At 63.6% G+C, this 16,967-nt stretch carries 13 protein-coding genes; 11 read left to right on the top strand and 2 right to left on the bottom strand.

Going from position 1 to position 16,967, the window contains the following annotated elements; all coding sequences use genetic code 11:
• The first annotated feature begins 216 nt into the window (after positions 1-216).
• Positions 217-423: a cold shock domain-containing protein CspD gene (gene cspD / locus BTO02_RS04060; RefSeq protein WP_017776809.1), complete on the top strand. Its 207-nt coding sequence runs from the start codon at positions 217-219 to the stop codon at positions 421-423.
• A gap of 182 nt (positions 424-605) precedes the next feature.
• Here the strand turns inward: cspD and BTO02_RS04055 are convergent, their stop codons facing one another.
• Both BTO02_RS04055 and icd read right to left on the bottom strand, forming a co-directional pair.
• Positions 606-2,285 (bottom strand): multicopper oxidase family protein, encoded by a 1,680-nt coding sequence (locus BTO02_RS04055; RefSeq protein ID WP_075155946.1) that lies wholly within the window; start codon positions 2,283-2,285, stop codon positions 606-608.
• A 358-nt stretch (positions 2,286-2,643) separates the two neighbouring features.
• Entirely contained in the window at positions 2,644-3,900 is a 1,257-nt protein-coding gene (gene icd, locus BTO02_RS04050) for an NADP-dependent isocitrate dehydrogenase (RefSeq protein ID WP_075155945.1), read from the bottom strand.
• Positions 3,901-4,356: 456 nt separating this feature from the next.
• Here icd and BTO02_RS04045 point away from each other — a divergent pair, with 456 nt between their 5' ends.
• The 10 genes from BTO02_RS04045 to BTO02_RS04000 all read left to right on the top strand — a co-directional run bounded on the left by BTO02_RS04045 (position 4,357) and on the right by BTO02_RS04000 (position 16,539).
• Entirely contained in the window at positions 4,357-4,926 is a 570-nt protein-coding gene (locus tag BTO02_RS04045) for a pseudouridine synthase (protein WP_075155944.1), read from the top strand.
• Positions 4,927-5,253: 327 nt separating this feature from the next.
• Complete coding sequence (locus tag BTO02_RS34990; protein ID WP_075155943.1) at positions 5,254-5,442, top strand: hypothetical protein; 189 nt, start codon at positions 5,254-5,256, stop codon at positions 5,440-5,442.
• 147 nt (positions 5,443-5,589) lie between these two features.
• Entirely contained in the window at positions 5,590-6,105 is a 516-nt protein-coding gene (locus tag BTO02_RS04035; protein WP_075155942.1) for a DUF192 domain-containing protein, read from the top strand.
• A gap of 343 nt (positions 6,106-6,448) precedes the next feature.
• Entirely contained in the window at positions 6,449-8,554 is a 2,106-nt protein-coding gene (gene fusA / locus BTO02_RS04030; RefSeq protein ID WP_075158574.1) for an elongation factor G, read from the top strand.
• A 164-nt stretch (positions 8,555-8,718) separates the two neighbouring features.
• Positions 8,719-9,252: a cupin domain-containing protein gene (locus BTO02_RS04025; protein ID WP_075155941.1), complete on the top strand. Its 534-nt coding sequence runs from the start codon at positions 8,719-8,721 to the stop codon at positions 9,250-9,252.
• Positions 9,253-9,284: 32 nt separating this feature from the next.
• Positions 9,285-10,358, top strand: coding sequence for a HoxN/HupN/NixA family nickel/cobalt transporter (locus BTO02_RS04020; protein ID WP_075155940.1), 1,074 nt, complete (start codon positions 9,285-9,287; stop codon positions 10,356-10,358).
• Positions 10,359-10,746: 388 nt separating this feature from the next.
• Positions 10,747-12,420, top strand: a complete 1,674-nt coding sequence (locus BTO02_RS04015; RefSeq protein ID WP_075155939.1) for an ABC transporter substrate-binding protein — start codon at positions 10,747-10,749, stop codon at positions 12,418-12,420.
• Positions 12,421-12,429: 9 nt separating this feature from the next.
• Positions 12,430-13,446, top strand: coding sequence for an ABC transporter permease (locus tag BTO02_RS04010; RefSeq protein ID WP_075155938.1), 1,017 nt, complete (start codon positions 12,430-12,432; stop codon positions 13,444-13,446).
• A 10-nt stretch (positions 13,447-13,456) separates the two neighbouring features.
• The gene (locus BTO02_RS04005) at positions 13,457-14,398 is read left to right on the top strand and encodes an ABC transporter permease (RefSeq protein WP_083614969.1); all 942 of its coding nucleotides are present in this window, start codon (positions 13,457-13,459) and stop codon (positions 14,396-14,398) included.
• Positions 14,395-16,539, top strand: coding sequence for a dipeptide ABC transporter ATP-binding protein (locus tag BTO02_RS04000; protein WP_075155937.1), 2,145 nt, complete (start codon positions 14,395-14,397; stop codon positions 16,537-16,539). Before BTO02_RS04005 ends, BTO02_RS04000 begins: the two co-directional genes overlap by 4 nt.
• Positions 16,540-16,967 lie beyond the last annotated feature (428 nt).

The following is a 16,967-nucleotide window of genomic DNA, read 5'->3' as shown; positions in this document are numbered from 1 at the left end:
AAACCCTGGAAATTGGTTCTTTACAACGGCGCACATAGCGTCTCAAAATTTCCTTGACACTCGAATAAAGAGACTCAACAATCAAGCTGGCACTTTTTTCAATGTGCGGTCTATACGAAAAAATGCCGTTGGTGAGCTTGTGAGGAGGGGCGGCTGCATTTCGCGGTCGTTGGGCTTTTCGAGGGCTCGTGTGATTGAGATACAGGGGAAGTTGGTATGGCAACCGGTACGGTCAAATGGTTCAATGACGCGAAAGGTTTCGGATTCATTACGCCCGACGAAGGCGGTGAGGATCTGTTTGCACACTTTTCGGCTATCCAGATGAACGGGTTCAAAACCCTCAAGGAAGGCCAGAAGGTGAGTTTCGAGGTCGTGCAAGGCCCCAAAGGCAAACAGGCATCGAACATCCAGGCTGCTGCCTGAATTTGTTCGATTCCCGTACCCTTTAAAGAACCCGGCTTCATGCCGGGTTCCTCATTTACAAAGCGTGACGGCTTTTGAAGCACGGCACGTTTGAAAGCCCAGTTATTGAGACCCGGCCTCGCGCCGGGTTTTTCTTTTTCGCTGTTAAGAATCAAAATCGGCGCGCCATTGAACGCGGCGGTCTAGACGACTTTCAGCGTCGCCATCATTCCGAGATCTTCGTGTTCGAGAATATGGCAGTGAAACATCCGCTCGCCCGGCATTTTCTGCACCGTGGCAATGCGCACTGTTTCACCGGGCTGAACATTGACCGTGTCGCGCCACGCGAGGTACGGCTCCGGCGTCCGTTTGCCGTTTCGCTCCCGCTCGACAACCTGAAACTGCGTGCCGTGCAGGTGGAACGGATGGTCCATGTCGGTACGATTTTCAATCGACCAATGCTCGACCTCGCCGCTGCGGCTCGTTAGCGCAATGCGTGACGCATCGAAGGTTTCGCCGTTGATCAGAAATTTCATCCCGGCCGGCATCTCGTGCATCGTCGCGCCCGGTCGATGCATCGCCGTCATATCCATCTCTTCGGAGAAGACGACGGATTTTCGCGGCGCCGTGGCGCCCGCCGCAGGCGCCAGCGCTTCGATCGTACGAAGCGGCGAAGGAAGCGGATGCAGCGTCGGCTCGGCGCCTGCGCCCGCGCCGCCCGCCGGTGAGAAACGCACGTCCGCGAGCACACGGGCTGGATCGGGCGGCAAACTGCCGTGCTCGCTGCCTGAGCCCATCGCCATTTTGCGGCGGTCGTAGACGGCGGCCGTCAGCGCGCTCTGCGACGGCCATTGGCCCGCGCGCACCACCAGCTCGGCGCGCTCACCGGGCGCCAGCAGCAGTTCGGTCAGACCGTCGCGCGCATCGCCGAGCAACCCGCCGTCGGTGCCGACCTGCACGAACGGGTAATTGACGCCAAGCGACAGCCGCAGATACCTCGCATTGCACGCGTTCCAGACACGCCACCGCTCGTCGCGCGCGACCACGATGCGCGGGCGCGGCGCGCCGTTGACCAGCACGAACTGGCCCTCACGGCCATTCATCCAGTCCATCATGTCGTTCGGCGCGATCGAGCCGTCGGCGGCCAGTTTGAGGTCGGTCAGGAACAGATGGCGTTCGGGCAATGCGGCGAGCGGGTCGTCGGCCGCGCGCACGACGATCGGCCCGGCAAGGCCGCGGTACACCTGCCCTGCCGACAACATATGCGGATGCGGGTGATACCAGTATGTGCCGGCGCTGCCGCGCGGCAACGTGAAGCGATAGACGCGCGATTCGCCCGGTGCGACGGGATCGAACGGATTGCCGTCCTGGTCGGGCGGCACCGGCAGGCCGTGCCAGTGCACGGTCGACGGCTGCGGCAAGCGGTTCACGAAGCGTATTTCGACGGTATCTTCTTCGTTCACTTCGATCAGCGGACCCGCGACCGGACCTTGCGCCGCGTCGCCGTACAGCCAGAACAGCGTCGCCTTACCGGGCATCAGTTGCCGGCGCACCGGCTGCGCGACGAGCGTTGCGCGAAACGTGCCCGGATCGCTGCTTTCGTTGGCGAGGCGGCGCAACGTCGCGAGCGGCGCGCCGGACGGCAATGCGTTCGGCGATGCGAGCGCAACGCCTGCGTCGTTCGCGCTGCCCGCATGCGACGCCATGCCGCGCATGGCGTCCGTATCGTGCATGCCGTGCATGTCGCCCATGCCTTCCATGCCCGGCATGTCCTGCATATCGTGCCCGGCGTGCTGCGCGAGCGCATCGCGCATGCCGAAGGACCCTGCGGCAGATGCGACGGCGGCGCTCAGCGCACGAGCCAGAAATTCCCTGCGAATCATCGGTTGTTTCCCTGTTCATACCGCAACGTTGCATCGCGAGCATGGCAAGTGACAGCACGATGACGATGTGCGCCAACGTATTCGTTTCCCGCAGATCGGGCGATCAGGCGTTCATGCGCGGCGAGCGCCAAGCATAACGCAGCTCCTGGGTTCGCGTGCCGAAGCGGAACGCATGGCGCGAACTCGATGCGCGCGCAACGAAAGCGAAAAAGCGCGATCTTGAGCCGTGTTCGAAAAATAAACCCCGGCAATCGCGACGCGATCCACCGGGGTTCAATCGGGTTCAATCGGGTTCAATCGGGTTCAATCGCTCGATTCAGGCCGCGCGAAACAGCCGCAATCGAGACCCGAACCGCGATTACATATTCTCGATCATGACCTGACCGAAGCCCGAGCACGACACTTGAGTCGCGCCTTCCATCAGACGCGCGAAGTCGTACGTCACGCGCTTCTGCAGAATCGACTTCTCCATCGACGAAATGATCACGTCGGCCGCTTCGGTCCAGCCAAGATGGCGCAGCATCATTTCCGCCGAGAGAATTTCCGATCCCGGGTTCACGTAGTCCTTGCCCGCGTACTTCGGCGCGGTGCCGTGCGTCGCTTCGAACATCGCGACCGAATCCGACATGTTCGCGCCGGGCGCGATGCCGATGCCGCCGACTTGCGCGGCGAGCGCGTCGGAAATGTAGTCGCCGTTCAGGTTCAGCGTCGCGATCACGTCGTACTCGGCGGGACGCAGCAGGATCTGCTGCAGGAACGCGTCGGCGATCACGTCCTTGATGACGATGTCGTTACCGGACTTCGGGTTCTTGAATTTCATCCACGGGCCGCCGTCCACGAGCTCCGCGCCGAATTCCTTCTGCGCAAGCGCATAGCCGTAGTCACGGAACGCGCCCTCGGTGAATTTCATGATGTTGCCTTTGTGTACGAGCGTGACCGAACGGCGGTCGTTATCGATCGCGTACTGGATCGCCTTGCGCACGAGGCGCTCGGTGCCTTCCTTGGACACCGGCTTCACGCCGATCGCCGACGTGTCCGGGAAACGGATTTTCTTCACGCCCATTTCGTCGCGCAGGAACTTGATGACCTTCTTTGCCTGCTCCGATTCCGCGGCCCATTCGATGCCCGCGTAGATGTCTTCCGAGTTCTCGCGGAAGATCACCATGTTGGTTTTTTCCGGCTCGCGCACCGGCGACGGCACGCCTTTGAAGTACTGCACCGGGCGCAGGCATACGTACAGGTCCAGCTCCTGGCGCAGCGCGACGTTCAGCGAGCGGATGCCGCCGCCGACCGGCGTGGTCAGCGGGCCCTTGATCGACACTACGTATTCCTTGACCGCAGCGAGCGTTTCTTCAGGCAGCCACACATCGGGACCATACACGCGGGTCGCCTTCTCGCCGGCAAAAACTTCCATCCAGTGGATCTTTTTCTTGCCGCCATACGCCTTCTCGACCGCCGCATCGACGACCTTGATCATCACCGGCGTGATATCGACACCCGTGCCGTCGCCTTCGATGTACGGAATGATTGGCTGGTCGGAAACCGTGAGCGAGAAATCCGCGTTGACGGCGATCTTGTCACCGCCCGTCGGAACCTTGATGTGCTGATACGCCATGATCGGACTCCAGTGATGGATGGCTGTGCTGTGAAAGCAGATTGGGGACCTGCAAAACCGGGCACTCCCGGGCACTCCGGGTATTCCTCTTACCGCGCATGCCTGACGTCCGTGAGGCGCCAGGCCGCTATTCTAGCCCACCGCCGTGCGGGCACGCTGCCGCGGCCCGGACGGCAAAGGCCGGGCAGAGACTGGAGAAAGGCCAGCACGGTCAGACGGACCCTCGCGGGAAAGCAAAAAGACACCAGCATGCCTGCTCAGAAGCGCGATGTCTTAGGTCTTATATAAGACATAAGACTGAGCGCTTCGTATTATGCATTAATATCGCGCCATTTACCATGGTCGCGGCGTACCTCGGCGCGTTCACCTCCTGCGACTTATTCTCGCGCCTTTACGGCGCGAACGCCGCCATTCGACGTTACTAACCCCATTCATTGATACGCACAGATTCCACGCATGACGCTGCTCGCTCTGAACAAGCCCTACGGCATGATCTGTCAGTTTTCGCCGCACGAAACGCGCGCGTCGCTGGCGGACTGCGTGCGCGTGCCCGGGGTCTATCCGGCGGGCCGGCTCGATTCCGACAGCGAAGGACTGCTGCTCCTCACCGACGATGGCGCGCTGCAGACGCGCATCGCCGAGCCGCGTCACAAACTTGTCAAACGCTACTGGGCGCAAGTCGAAGGCACGCCGTGCACCGCGGACCTGAAGACGCTCGCGCGCGGCATCGATCTCGGCGACTATGTGACGCGCCCGTGTCGCGCGGAGTTCGTCGAACCGCCCGCCACGTTATGGCCGCGCAATCCGCCGATCCGCTACCGCGCGGCCATTCCGACGACGTGGATCGAACTGTCGATCACCGAAGGCAAGAACCGCCAGGTGCGTCGAATGACGGCCGCAGTCGGCTTCCCAACCTTGCGTCTCGTGCGTGTCGGCATCGGCGCGCTCGACATCTTCGCGCTCGGCCTCGAACCGGGCGAGTCGACCGAACTGTCCGCACGCGCGCCGTGGGACGGACTCGCCTAAACGGCGTCGTCCAACTCGCGGCACCCGGCGTGTGCCGCAAAAATTCGCGCGCTTTCGTCCACCGTTTCGTCAACCGCGTCGCGGCATCGCACGTTACACGACCCAGATGCCGCGAGCTGTCCGGCATTCAGCCCCGCAAGCCGTTCGCACCACCCGGCACATCGTTGCCGCGTGTCGCGCGCGTCTCGCAGCTCGCAACCGGTTCACGAAAATTTCCGCGGAAATTTGACGAACCGGCTGTCAACCGAAAGGTGGATGGCACGTTGAACGACATGACTCGACCCACGGGTCATCTGGTTAATTAACTAAAGCTGAGGATTTCACACAATGAACAAGCTCATCGCCGCTCTGGTCGCTGGCCTCTTCGCATCGGCTGCTTTCGCACAAGCTTCGGCTCCGGCTGCTGGCGCAATGGCTCCGGCTTCGTCGGCACACAAGGCAACGAAGAAGCACACGAAGCACGCTTCGAAGAAGAAGGCAGCACCGGCAGCTGCAGCTTCGGCCGCTTCGGAATAAGTTCGAAGAAATAACGCAGTCAAGAACAAGCCATACCTGCCGTTCTTACGGCGTTGAAAGGCAGATCGCCGCAAGGCCGTCTGCCTTTTTCTTTTTCTGCGCGCTCGCGTAACATTCGCGGTTCATCTCTGGAGAAGGAGCACCGTCGTGCGATTCAACCCGCGCTCGCTATGGGCGAATTTTGCGGCGCGCCTCGCGCTTGCCGTTGCGTTGTCGGTCGTCGCGTTGTCGTTTGCCGCCTTGCCGGCGCGCGACGCGTTTGCGCAAATTCCTCCCGGCGCGAAACAGCCCGGCGACTTCCCGCGCGTGAAACTGACGGCCGGCATGTTCGTGATCGACGCTGCCGTCGCCGCGAACGATCCGGATCGCGAGCAAGGCCTCATGTATCGCACGGAGCTCAGGCCGAACGAGGGCATGCTGTTCGTGTTCAACGAGACCGCGGTGCACTGCTTCTGGATGAAGAACACGCTGATTCCGCTGTCGATCGCGTTTATCCGCGCGGACGGCACGATCACCGATATCGACGAGATGCAGGCCGAAACCGAGAACAACCATTGCCCGCGCAACAATGGCGTCTACGCGCTCGAGATGAGCAAGGGCTGGTTCGAGTCGAAGGGCATCAAGCCCGGCATGAAGATTCAGGGTCTGCCGCAGCCGCAGTAGGCAGCACAGCAGGCAGCCGACGCGCGCACCGCGCCGGCGCGCAGGCTCGAATAGCCAACTCGATTCCCGCAGCGCGCGAAGCGGTCACGGCATAAAGCCGGTTTTGTACACAGGGTGTGCAAACCGGCTTTTTTGCTTCTACATGCTGCCGCACCCGACTTCCCGCAATTACGGCACAACAGACTCCGCGCGCCCCACCCGCTTGCCGCAACGCGGAAGATTCAAGCAAAAGGGGACCCGACACGCTATCCTTATATTCTCTGCCAGACGCGCCGCAGCCGACCGGACGGGTAGGTCACCCACCGGCGGAAAAGGGGCGGCGCGCTATTTCATGGAGGTTCACGTGCCCCGCAAGACTCCTATCGAGCGCTATCGGAACATCGGGATCAGCGCTCACATCGATGCCGGCAAAACTACCACCACCGAGCGCATCCTTTTTTACACCGGCGTGACTCACAAGATCGGCGAGGTTCACGACGGCGCGGCGACGATGGACTGGATGGAGCAGGAACAGGAGCGCGGCATCACGATCACGTCGGCTGCCACGACGGCCTTCTGGAAGGGCATGGCCGGCAATTATCCGGAGCACCGGATCAACATCATCGACACCCCGGGTCACGTCGACTTCACGATCGAAGTCGAGCGCTCGATGCGCGTGCTCGACGGCGCGTGCATGGTGTACGACTCGGTCGGCGGCGTACAGCCGCAGTCGGAAACCGTCTGGCGCCAGGCAAACAAGTACAAGGTGCCGCGCATTGCGTTCGTCAACAAGATGGACCGCGTCGGCGCCGATTTCTTCCGCGTGCAGAAGCAGATCGGCGAGCGCCTGAAGGGTGTCGCGGTGCCGATCCAGATTCCGGTCGGCGCCGAAGAGCATTTCGAAGGCGTGGTCGACCTCGTCAAGATGAAGGCGATTGTCTGGGACGACGAAAGCCAGGGCATCAAGTTCGAGTACCGGGACATTCCGGCGAATCTCGTCGAGCTCGCGAACGAGTGGCGCGAAAAGATGGTCGAGGCCGCGGCCGAAGCCGATGAAGCGCTGCTCGAAAAGTACCTCGAAGACCACGAGAGCCTGACCGAGGAGGAAATCAAGGGCGCGCTCAGAAAGCGCACGATCGCCAATGAGATCGTGCCGATGCTGTGCGGCAGCGCGTTCAAGAACAAGGGCGTGCAGGCCATGCTCGACGCGGTGATCGACTATCTGCCGTCGCCGGTCGACGTGCCCGCCATTCTGGGCCACGACGAAAACGACAACGAAGCGGAACGCCATCCGAGCGACGACGAGCCGTTCTCCGCGCTCGCGTTCAAGATCATGACGGACCCGTTCGTCGGTCAGCTGATCTTCTTCCGCGTGTATTCGGGCGTCGTCGAGTCGGGCGATACCGTCTACAACGCGATCAAGGAAAAGAAGGAGCGCCTCGGCCGTATCCTTCAGATGCACGCGAACGAGCGCAAGGAAATCAAGGAAGTGCGCGCGGGCGATATCGCGGCCGCCGTCGGCCTCAAGGAAGCGACCACTGGCGATACGCTTTGCGATCCGAACAAAGTGATCATCCTCGAGCGGATGATTTTCCCGGAGCCCGTCATCTCGCAGGCTGTCGAACCGAAGACAAAGGCCGACCAGGAAAAGATGGGCATTGCGCTGAACCGCCTCGCGCAGGAAGACCCGTCGTTCCGCGTCAACACCGACGAGGAATCGGGCCAGACGATCATCTCCGGCATGGGCGAGCTGCACCTCGAAATTCTCGTCGACCGGATGAAGCGCGAGTTCGGCGTCGAGGCGACGGTCGGCAAGCCACAGGTCGCATATCGCGAAACGGTGCGCACGAAGGTCGAAGACGTCGAAGGCAAGTTCGTCAAGCAGTCGGGCGGCCGCGGCCAGTACGGCCACGCGGTGATCACGCTCGAGCCGAATCCGACGAAGGGCTATGAATTCGTCGACGCGATCAAGGGCGGCGTGATCCCGCGCGAATACATTCCGGCGGTCGACAAGGGCATCCAGGACACGCTGAAAGCGGGCGTGCTCGCGGGTTATCCGGTCGTCGATACGAAGGTCACGCTGACGTTCGGTTCGTATCACGACGTCGACTCGAACGAAAACGCGTTCCGCATGGCCGGCTCGATGGCGTTCAAGGACGCGATGCGCAAGGCCAAGCCGGTGCTGCTCGAACCGATGATGGCCGTCGAAGTGGAAACGCCCGAAGAGTTCATGGGCAACGTGATGGGCGACCTGTCCGGGCGGCGCGGCATCGTGCAGGGCATGGAAGACATCGCGGGCGGCGGCGGCAAGCTCGTGCGCGCCGAAGTGCCGCTTGCGGAGATGTTCGGCTATTCGACGTCGCTGCGTTCGCTCACGCAGGGCCGCGCGACGTACACGATGGAATTCAAGCACTACGCCGAAACGCCGAACAACGTGTCCGAAGCGATCATCAACTCGAAGCATAAGTAACCGGTATTCGCCGCTGTAGCGAAAGCTCGTTCCGAAGGCCCGTTCTTCACGAACGGGCTTTTTTTCGCCTGCGCACGCGCCGCCATGTCAGCGAGCGTGCGTGTCAATTTTGGTCATGTCAGAATGGACCGCGCGGCCCAAGGCGTCGCGCAAGGAGACAACCGATGAGCCACGACCACGATCACGATCACCACGGCGACGGCAATGATGCCGCGCACGAACAGCACGATCAGCCGATCGACTGGCGCGAGCACGGCGTCAAGGTGATCCGCGGCGACCAGCTCGACACGAATACGGCGCAAACGCCGGGCATGAACCGCGCGGCCGCGATCAACGCGGCGCGCGTCGGCGCGCAGAAAATCTGGGCTGGCACGGTGACGATCCATCCGAATGCGAAGACGGGCGCGCATCATCACGGCGCGCTCGAAAGCGTGATCTACGTCGTGCGCGGCCACGCGCGGATGCGCTGGGGCGAGCACCTCGAATTCACCGCCGAAGCAGGCCCGGGCGACTTCATCTTCGTGCCGCCGTATGTGCCGCATCAGGAGATCAATGCGAGCACCGACGACCCGCTCGAATGCGTGCTCGTGCGCAGCGACAACGAGGCAGTCGTCGTGAACCTCAATATCGACGCCGTCGAGCAGCCGGAGACGGTCTACTGGGTCGATCCGATCCACAAGCATCCGCACCAGCACTGAAACACCACCGCCCTTTTCCGCACGACCGCCTCATGACGCCGACCGCCACGCGCCTTCGTCCTCCGACACGACAGATCGTCACGCTCTACGCGGTGCTGATTGCCGCGAACCTCGGCGCATGGGCGTGGGCGCTCGTCGCTTTACGCCACTATCCGCTGCTGCTCGGCACCGCGCTGCTCGCGTACGGCTTCGGTTTGCGGCACGCCGTCGACGCGGACCATATCGCGGCGATCGATGCGGTCACGCGCAAGCTCATGCAGCAGGGCAAGCGGCCGCTCGGCGTCGGCCTCGCATTTTCGCTCGGCCATTCGACGATCGTGATCGCCGCGACGATCGGCATCGCGATCACGGCGTTGTCGCTGCATAGCCGCTTCGACGCGTTCAAGGCCGTCGGCGGCACGATCGGCACGATGGTATCGGCGGTATTTCTGCTCGTGCTCGCGGGCGTCAATCTGACGATCCTGCGCGATGTGTGGCGCCGTTATCGGCATGTGCAACGCAGCGGCGGCACCCATGGCGGCCACGCCGATGGCGGCAAAGCAGCGGCCGATGCGAGCCTCGAAGCCGCGGCCCATGCGGCCGCGCCGGCCGGATTGCTGTCGCGCGCGCTGAAGCCGCTCTTTCGCATCGTCACGAAAAGCTGGCATATGTATCCGGTCGGCGTGCTATTCGGCCTTGGCTTCGACACCGCGACCGAAATCGGCTTGCTCGCGATCGCCGCGGCCGAGGCCGGCAAAGGTCTGCCGCTCTATTCGATTCTCGTGTTTCCGGCGCTCTTCACCGCGGGCATGACGCTCGTCGACTCGACCGACAATGTACTGATGGTCCACGCGTACGGCTGGGCCATGGACGACCCGAAGCGCAAGCTTTACTACAACGCGAGCATCACCTTCGTGTCGGCACTCGTCGCCATCGCGATCGGCGGCGTCGAGGCGCTCGGCCTCATCGCCGACAAGCTCGGCTTGTCCGGCCGCGCATGGGATGCAATCGGCGCGGTCAACGCACAGTTCGGCACGCTCGGTTACGGCATCGTCGCGACCTTCATGGCGTGCTGGATCGGGTCGATCCTGTTTCACCGCTGGCGGCGCGCACCGTCGGCAAGGTAGCTGCAATAACGGCGGTTAGTGCCAAAAGTGTCAAAAGTGCCATAAGCGCCGCAAGCGTAGCGCGCTCTGCAACAACGACGCATTCGCCATCGCAGGCAGCGCCGCAAGTTTTCCGTGCTTTACCGCATGCTTTATCGCGCGGTGAAGCACGCGGTTGAACGCGCAAGCCCGCGCAATCGAACCCCGACCGTTGTCAGCGCGAGACAAGCCGCTCCGGTTTCTCGCGATCCGCACGGCGGTTCACGGCCGCAAACACGCCGCAGTGCAAGGCAATCGCTTACACTGAGTCCTCATCCCTCGTCGCAGTACCGCTCGCACCGCCGCGCCGCCCTGGCTTTCTCGCGAGGCCGCGCGCGACGCTCAACAGAACGGACCGGACTATCTATCGATGAAGATCCCCGCGGACCACCCGTACCTGCCGTCACTACGACGGACTCTCGACACCGCCCGCAATGAAGCCGACCCGTACGGCAATCATGCAATCGACGAATTCCTCGCTGGCCGCCTGTCACGCCGCGAACTGTTGCGCTACGCGAGCGTAATCGGACTTTCGCTCGCGGGCACGGGGCTTTTCGCCGCGCGCGAAGCGCGTGCGCAAGGCGCGACGAACGCGACGATCCGCATCGCGCATCTGATGCCGGCCGGCGCCGTCGATCCGCTCACCGTGACCGACGCCGGCGGCCTCGCGCTGCTCAATCAAACCGGTGAATTCCTCGTCGACGACGACAGCGAAAAGCTTATGCTGCGGCCCGCGCTCGCCCTGTCGTGGAAACCGGACGACAAGGGCAGCGTGTGGACCTTCAAGCTGCGTCAGAACGTCAAGTTCAGCAACGGCGAACCGTTCACCGCGAAGGACGTCGCCGCGACGTTCGACCGGCTGACCGACCCGGCAGCCGGCTCGGCCGCGCTGTCGGTCTTCAAGGGCGTACTGTCGAAGGGCGCGACCAAGGTGGTCGACGATCACACGGTCGAGTTTCATCTCGACGCGCCCACGGGCAACTTTCCGTACTACGTTTCGTCGGACAACTACAACGCGATCATTCTGCCGGCGAGCTATCAAGGCGATTACGAAAAGACCTTCGTCGGCACCGGCGCATTCAAGCTCGAAAAGTATCAGCCGAAGGTCGGCGCGTCTTTCGTGCGCAATCCCGACTACTGGGGCGAAAAAGCGCTGCCCGAACGCCTGCAGTTCACGTTCTACGCGGATCAGCAGGCGCAGATTCTCGCGCTGCAAGGCCGTCAGGCCGATGTGATGGGCACGTTCACCGTGCAGGGCGGCCGCGGGCTTCTGAACAACCCCGAATTCAAGGTAATCGGCGTGAAGTCGAGCGCGCACCGGCAGATTCACATGCGCAACGACAGCCCGCAGTTCAAGGACAAACGCGTGCGCCAGGCACTGGCACTCGCGATCGATCGCGATGTGATCGTGCGCGGGCTCTTTCAGGGCCGCGCGCAGGTCGGCAACGACAGCCCGTTCGCGCCGGTGTTTCCGTCGTCCGACGCGGGCGTGCCGCAACGCAGGATCGATGTCGCGAAGGCCAAACAGCTGCTCGCGCAAGCTGGCGTGCCGAACGGCTTCGACATTACGCTGACCACTGAAAAGTACATGGAGCTGCCCGATCTCGCGGTCGTCGTGCAGAACTACGCGAAGGCGATCGGCGTGCGCATCAACCTGAAGGTGGAAAGCCAGTCGATGTATTACGGCGCGGGCGCACCGGGCAAGTCCGACTGGCTCGACTCGCCGCTCGGCATCACCGATTACGGCGCGCGGGGCGTGCCGAACGTATTCCTGAAAGCGCCGTTGACGAGCACAGGTACGTGGAATGCTGCGCACTTCCGGAATCCGCAATACGACCGGCTCGTGGCGAATTTCGATGCGGCGCTCGACATCACGTCGCAAAAGCGCATCTCCGCCCAGATCCAGACGCTGCTGCTCGATGAAACTCCGGTGATCATTCCGTTCTTCTACGATCAGTTGATAGCGGCACGCGCGAAGCTGAACGGCGTGCGTTTCACTGCGCTCGCGCAGTTGTATTTCGATCGCGCGGTGATTGCCGCGTAGCCGGCTCCGATGTCGACCTCCGCCTCTTCCGCTTCCGCCGCCGGGCGTGGCACTTCGGGCAATGCGGCGCGCGTGGCGCGCTTTCTCGCGGCGCGTCTCGCACTTGCGCTCGTCACGTTGTGGCTGCTTTCGGTACTCGTGTTCGCCGGCGGGCAGCTGCTGCCCGGCGACGTCGGCCGCGCGATACTCGGCCCGCTCGCCGACGCACGCGCGGTCGCCGCGCTCAACCATCAGCTCGGCGCGGACCGCCCGCTGCTCACGCAGTACACGCAATGGATCACGCATCTGCTGCACGGCGATATGGGCACGTCGTACGCGTTTCGCGAACCGGTTGCGCCGTTTATCGGCAGCGCGCTCGCCAATTCCGCGAAGCTCGGCCTGCTCGCGTTTATCGTCGTCGTGCCGCTCGGCATCGCGGGCGGCGTATGGGCCGCCTTGCACGAAGGGCGCTGGATCGACCGCACGATCAGCGTCGCCGGGCTATCGGCGACCGTGGTGCCGGAATTCGTTTCGTCGATCGTGCTGATACTCGTGTTCGGCATCTGGCTGCGCTGGCTGCCGATCGAAGCGGCCGCGCCGCCGGGCGCGGGCGCGCTCGAACAGTTGCGGCATCTGATCCTGCCGGTGCTGCCACTCGTGCTGATCTTTTTCGGCTATATCGCGCGCATGGCGCGCGCGGGCACTGTCGAAGCGCTCGATGCGGACTACACGCGCACAGCGATCCTGAAAGGCTTGCCGCCGCACGTCGTGATTTTCCGGCACGTACTGCGCAATGCGCTGCTGCCGACCATCACCGTCGCGGCGACGCAGCTCGGCTATATGATCGGCGGGCTCGTCGTCGTCGAGACGCTGTTTCACTACGAAGGCATCGGCTCGCTGATCTACAGCGCCGCGAAAGCGAAGGACTTTCCGATGCTCGAGGCTGGCGTGCTGACGGTCGGCGTCGTCTATACAGTCGCCAATTTCATCGCGGATGCGCTGCACGTGACGTTGAATCCGCGTCTGCGCGTACGGAGCGCCGAATGAGGAGCACCTTATGACGAGCGCCGCACCGGGTACACCCGAAGCGCGCGAGGCGGGCGCCACACCGGGCGCCGTGGCGGTCGCGACGACTGCGACGACCTCCGCCGCGCCGCCGCCGCGCGCGCAGGATCCGCGCTACGAGCGGCTGCTGTTGCTGCTGCGCTCGCCGGGCTTCGTGATCGGTTTGCTCATCGTGCTGTGGTGGGTAGCCTGCGCGATCGCCGGCACATGGATCGCGCCGCACGACGCTTACGCATCCGATCCGCTCAATTCGCTGCTGCCGCCCGATCGCACGCACTGGTTCGGCACCGATCAGCTCGGCCGCGATGTCTGTTCACGCGTGATTGTCGGCGCGCGCGACATCCTGACGATCGCGCCGCTCGCGACGCTCGTCGGCACCGTCGCGGGCACCGCGCTCGGGCTGACCGTCGGCTATTTCGGCGGCTGGGTCGATCATGTGATCGGCCGCGCGATCGACGCCGTGCTCGCGTTGCCGCTCGTGATCGTCGCGCTGCTCGCGCTCGCCGCGGTCGGCGCGTCGAACCTCACGGTGATACTCGTGATCGGCATCACGTTCATGCCGATCACCGCGCGTACCGTGCGCGCCGCGGTGCTCGCCGAACGCCATCTCGACTATGTCGCCGCGGCGCAGCTGCGCGGCGAGCATGCGGTTTACATCATGTTCGCCGAGATTCTGCCGAACGTGCTGCCGCCGATCATCGTCGAAGCGACCGTGCGTCTCGGCTATGCGATCTTCTCGGTCGCGACGCTGTCGTTTCTCGGCTTCGGCATCCAGCCGCCTTCCGCGGACTGGGGGCTCGCGCTCTCCGATTCGTACACGCTGATGGCCGGCGGCGCATGGTGGACCGTCGTGTTCGACGCCGCGGCAATCGCATCGCTGGTGGTCGGCGTGAATCTGATTGCCGACAGCGTCGAAGGAGTATTGGACCGATGAGCGCGTCGCCGGCCGCAGCATTTCCCGCGTTCGATGTGTCGAAGCGCGACCGTTCCGATGCGCTGACGATCGTCGGCCTCACGGTTGCTTACCGTGTGCGCGGCCGCGATCGGGAGGTGTTGCAGGACGTGTCGTTTCGCGTGCGGCGCGGCGAAGCCTATGGTCTCGTCGGCGAATCGGGCTGCGGCAAATCGACGGTTGCGATGGCCGTGCTGCGCTATCTCGCGCGCAATGGCCGGGTCAAGGCGGGCCGCATCGCGATCGACGGCGAGGATGTCGAATCGCTCGATACGGCCGCGCTGCGCGCCATGCGCGCGAATGCGATCTCGATGGTCTATCAGGACCCGTCGCGCGCGCTGAACCCTTCGCTGACGATCGCTCGCCAGGTCGCCGAAGCGTTCGAAGTATCGGGCGCGACCTACGACGAGGCGATGCAACGCACGCTCGAGATGCTGCGGCGCGTGCGCATCGGGGCGCCCGAACGCGTGATGGATAGTTATCCGCACGAATTGTCGGGCGGCATGCAGCAGCGCGTCGTGATCGCGATGGCGCTCGCGTCGAACCCCGCGCTGCTGATTCTCGACGAACCGACGACCGGACTCGACGCGACCGTCGAAGCGGACGTGCTCGATCTGATCGCGCAACTGCGCAAGGAATATGGCACCGCAGTGCTGTTTATCAGCCACAACCTCGCGGTGATCGGCAAGATGTGCGAGCGCGTCGGCGTGCTGTACGCGGGCAAGCTCGTCGAGGAAGGCGCGACACGCGACGTGTTCAGCCGGCCGCGTCATCCTTATACGGTTGGTCTGTTGCGCTGCCTGCCGAGCCCGGGCCGCAGCAAGGATCGGGACCGGCTCGATACGATCGCGGGCAGCTTGCCGACGCCCGGTTCGATCACACAGGGCTGCATTTACGCAGACCGTTGCCGGCTCGCCGACGATCGCTGCCGCCGCGATGCGCCGCCGCCGTACAGGATGAGCGCGCAGCATGGCGACCAGATGTCGCGCTGTCACTATCATGAGCGCGCGATCGAGTTGCCGCGGGCGAATGCGAATGCGCCGCAGCAAACCGGGCAGGCGGCGCAGTCCGCCGATTCGAGTCAAACGCAAGCGCACACTCGCGCGCCGCCCGTCGCTGCAAAGCCCAACGGCGCTGGGCGCGTGCTGCGCGCCGGACACGTCTCGAAGACCTTCCATGCATCCGGCGTCGCATTGCGCGCGGTCGATTCGGTATCGCTCGACCTCGCGGCCGGCGAAACACTGGGCCTCGTCGGCGAATCGGGCAGCGGGAAGACGACACTCGCCAAAATGCTGCTCGGTCTCATCGAACCCGACGCGGGCGGCGTGCTCGAACTCGACGGCGAACCCTTGGCCTCGCGCGTGACACGCCGCAACGACGAGCAGGTGAAGTCGCTGCAGATCGTGTTTCAGAACCCCGATTCGGCGCTCAATCGCGCGCATTCGGTGAAGCGTCTGATCGGCCGCGCGCTGTCGCGGCTGACTTCGCTGCATGCGCTCGCGCGCGAAGAACGGTTGACGACGCTCGTGGAAGCCGTGCGCTTGCCGGACCGCTATCTGGGCGCACGCACGCGGCAATTGTCCGGCGGCCTCAAGCAGCGCGTGGCGATCGCGCGCGCATTCGCGGGCGATCCGCGGGTCGTCGTCTGCGACGAACCGACTTCCGCACTCGATGTATCGGTGCAGGCCGCAATCCTGAACCTGCTCGCGGATTTGCAGCGCGAGCATCAGGTGAGCTACATATTCATTTCGCACGATCTGCACGTGGTCCGCTATCTGTCGGACCGCATCGCCGTGCTGTACGTCGGCAGGCTGCTCGAAATCGGGCCCGCCGCTGCTGTGTTCGATGGACCGCACCATCCGTACACGGAGGCACTGCTCTCGTCGGTACCGACACTCGATGCGCATGCAACGAAGTTGGGCCGCGAGCGCATTCGTCTCGAGGGCGAACCGCCGAGTCCCGCAGAACCGCCGTCAGGATGCGTGTTTCATACTCGCTGCCCGCGCAAGATCGGCGCGATCTGCGAACAGCAGGACCCGCCGTTTTCCGATGCCGGCGACGGCCACCGCATCCGCTGCCATATCCCCATCGACGAGCTTCGCTCGCTTCAACGTCGCCGATGAAACATCGCGCGAGCTGATTTCGCGCCCTCGTTTCAGCGCAGAAACGTTTTTCTCCGGTTTTCCCATCGACGCACTCGATGCTCGCCGCTGCGTGCCACGCGCGACGCGCCTTTGCGCGCAATGGCATGTTTATCGCTATATGGCGGGCGTCCGCTTTCGTTCGATCAATGTCGTCAAGTCGATCAACGTGAATCGGCAGGCACGCGGATCGACGCTCGCGCGGCGATCCACAGGGAGCGTGGCTAGCCGCGCGCGAAGTGCGGCGCGGTCTGCAAAAACAGGCTACGGGGCAATCAAGGCGGCGGGTCGGGTGACGGTCAAGTCACGCGGTCCGCCCGCCGACACGATTGGAACAAGGGAGTCGCAGCGACAACAACGGGGCTGCAGATTCCAGGGAGATGTGCGATGGATCCCGCAAAATTTATTAC

The organism is Paraburkholderia sp. SOS3, assembly GCF_001922345.1.
Taxonomy (GTDB): Bacteria; Pseudomonadota; Gammaproteobacteria; order Burkholderiales; family Burkholderiaceae; genus Paraburkholderia.
Note: the sequence above shows the minus strand (reverse complement) of the source record. Positions and strands in the feature narration are given on the sequence as shown.

Bases quoted from the DNA above. Each gene is read 5' to 3' on its own strand.
- cspD (WP_017776809.1), top strand. From the start codon at position 217: ATGGCAACCGGTACGGTCAAATGGTTCAATGACGCGAAAGGTTTCGGA.
- BTO02_RS04055 (WP_075155946.1), bottom strand. From the start codon at position 2,285: ATGATTCGCAGGGAATTTCTGGCTCGTGCGCTGAGCGCCGCCGTCGCA.
- icd (WP_075155945.1), bottom strand. From the start codon at position 3,900: ATGGCGTATCAGCACATCAAGGTTCCGACGGGCGGTGACAAGATCGCC.
- BTO02_RS04045 (WP_075155944.1), top strand. From the start codon at position 4,357: ATGACGCTGCTCGCTCTGAACAAGCCCTACGGCATGATCTGTCAGTTT.
- BTO02_RS34990 (WP_075155943.1), top strand. From the start codon at position 5,254: ATGAACAAGCTCATCGCCGCTCTGGTCGCTGGCCTCTTCGCATCGGCT.
- BTO02_RS04025 (WP_075155941.1), top strand. From the start codon at position 8,719: ATGAGCCACGACCACGATCACGATCACCACGGCGACGGCAATGATGCC.
- BTO02_RS04020 (WP_075155940.1), top strand. From the start codon at position 9,285: ATGACGCCGACCGCCACGCGCCTTCGTCCTCCGACACGACAGATCGTC.
- BTO02_RS04015 (WP_075155939.1), top strand. From the start codon at position 10,747: ATGAAGATCCCCGCGGACCACCCGTACCTGCCGTCACTACGACGGACT.
- BTO02_RS04010 (WP_075155938.1), top strand. From the start codon at position 12,430: ATGTCGACCTCCGCCTCTTCCGCTTCCGCCGCCGGGCGTGGCACTTCG.
- BTO02_RS04005 (WP_083614969.1), top strand. From the start codon at position 13,457: ATGACGAGCGCCGCACCGGGTACACCCGAAGCGCGCGAGGCGGGCGCC.
- BTO02_RS04000 (WP_075155937.1), top strand. From the start codon at position 14,395: ATGAGCGCGTCGCCGGCCGCAGCATTTCCCGCGTTCGATGTGTCGAAG.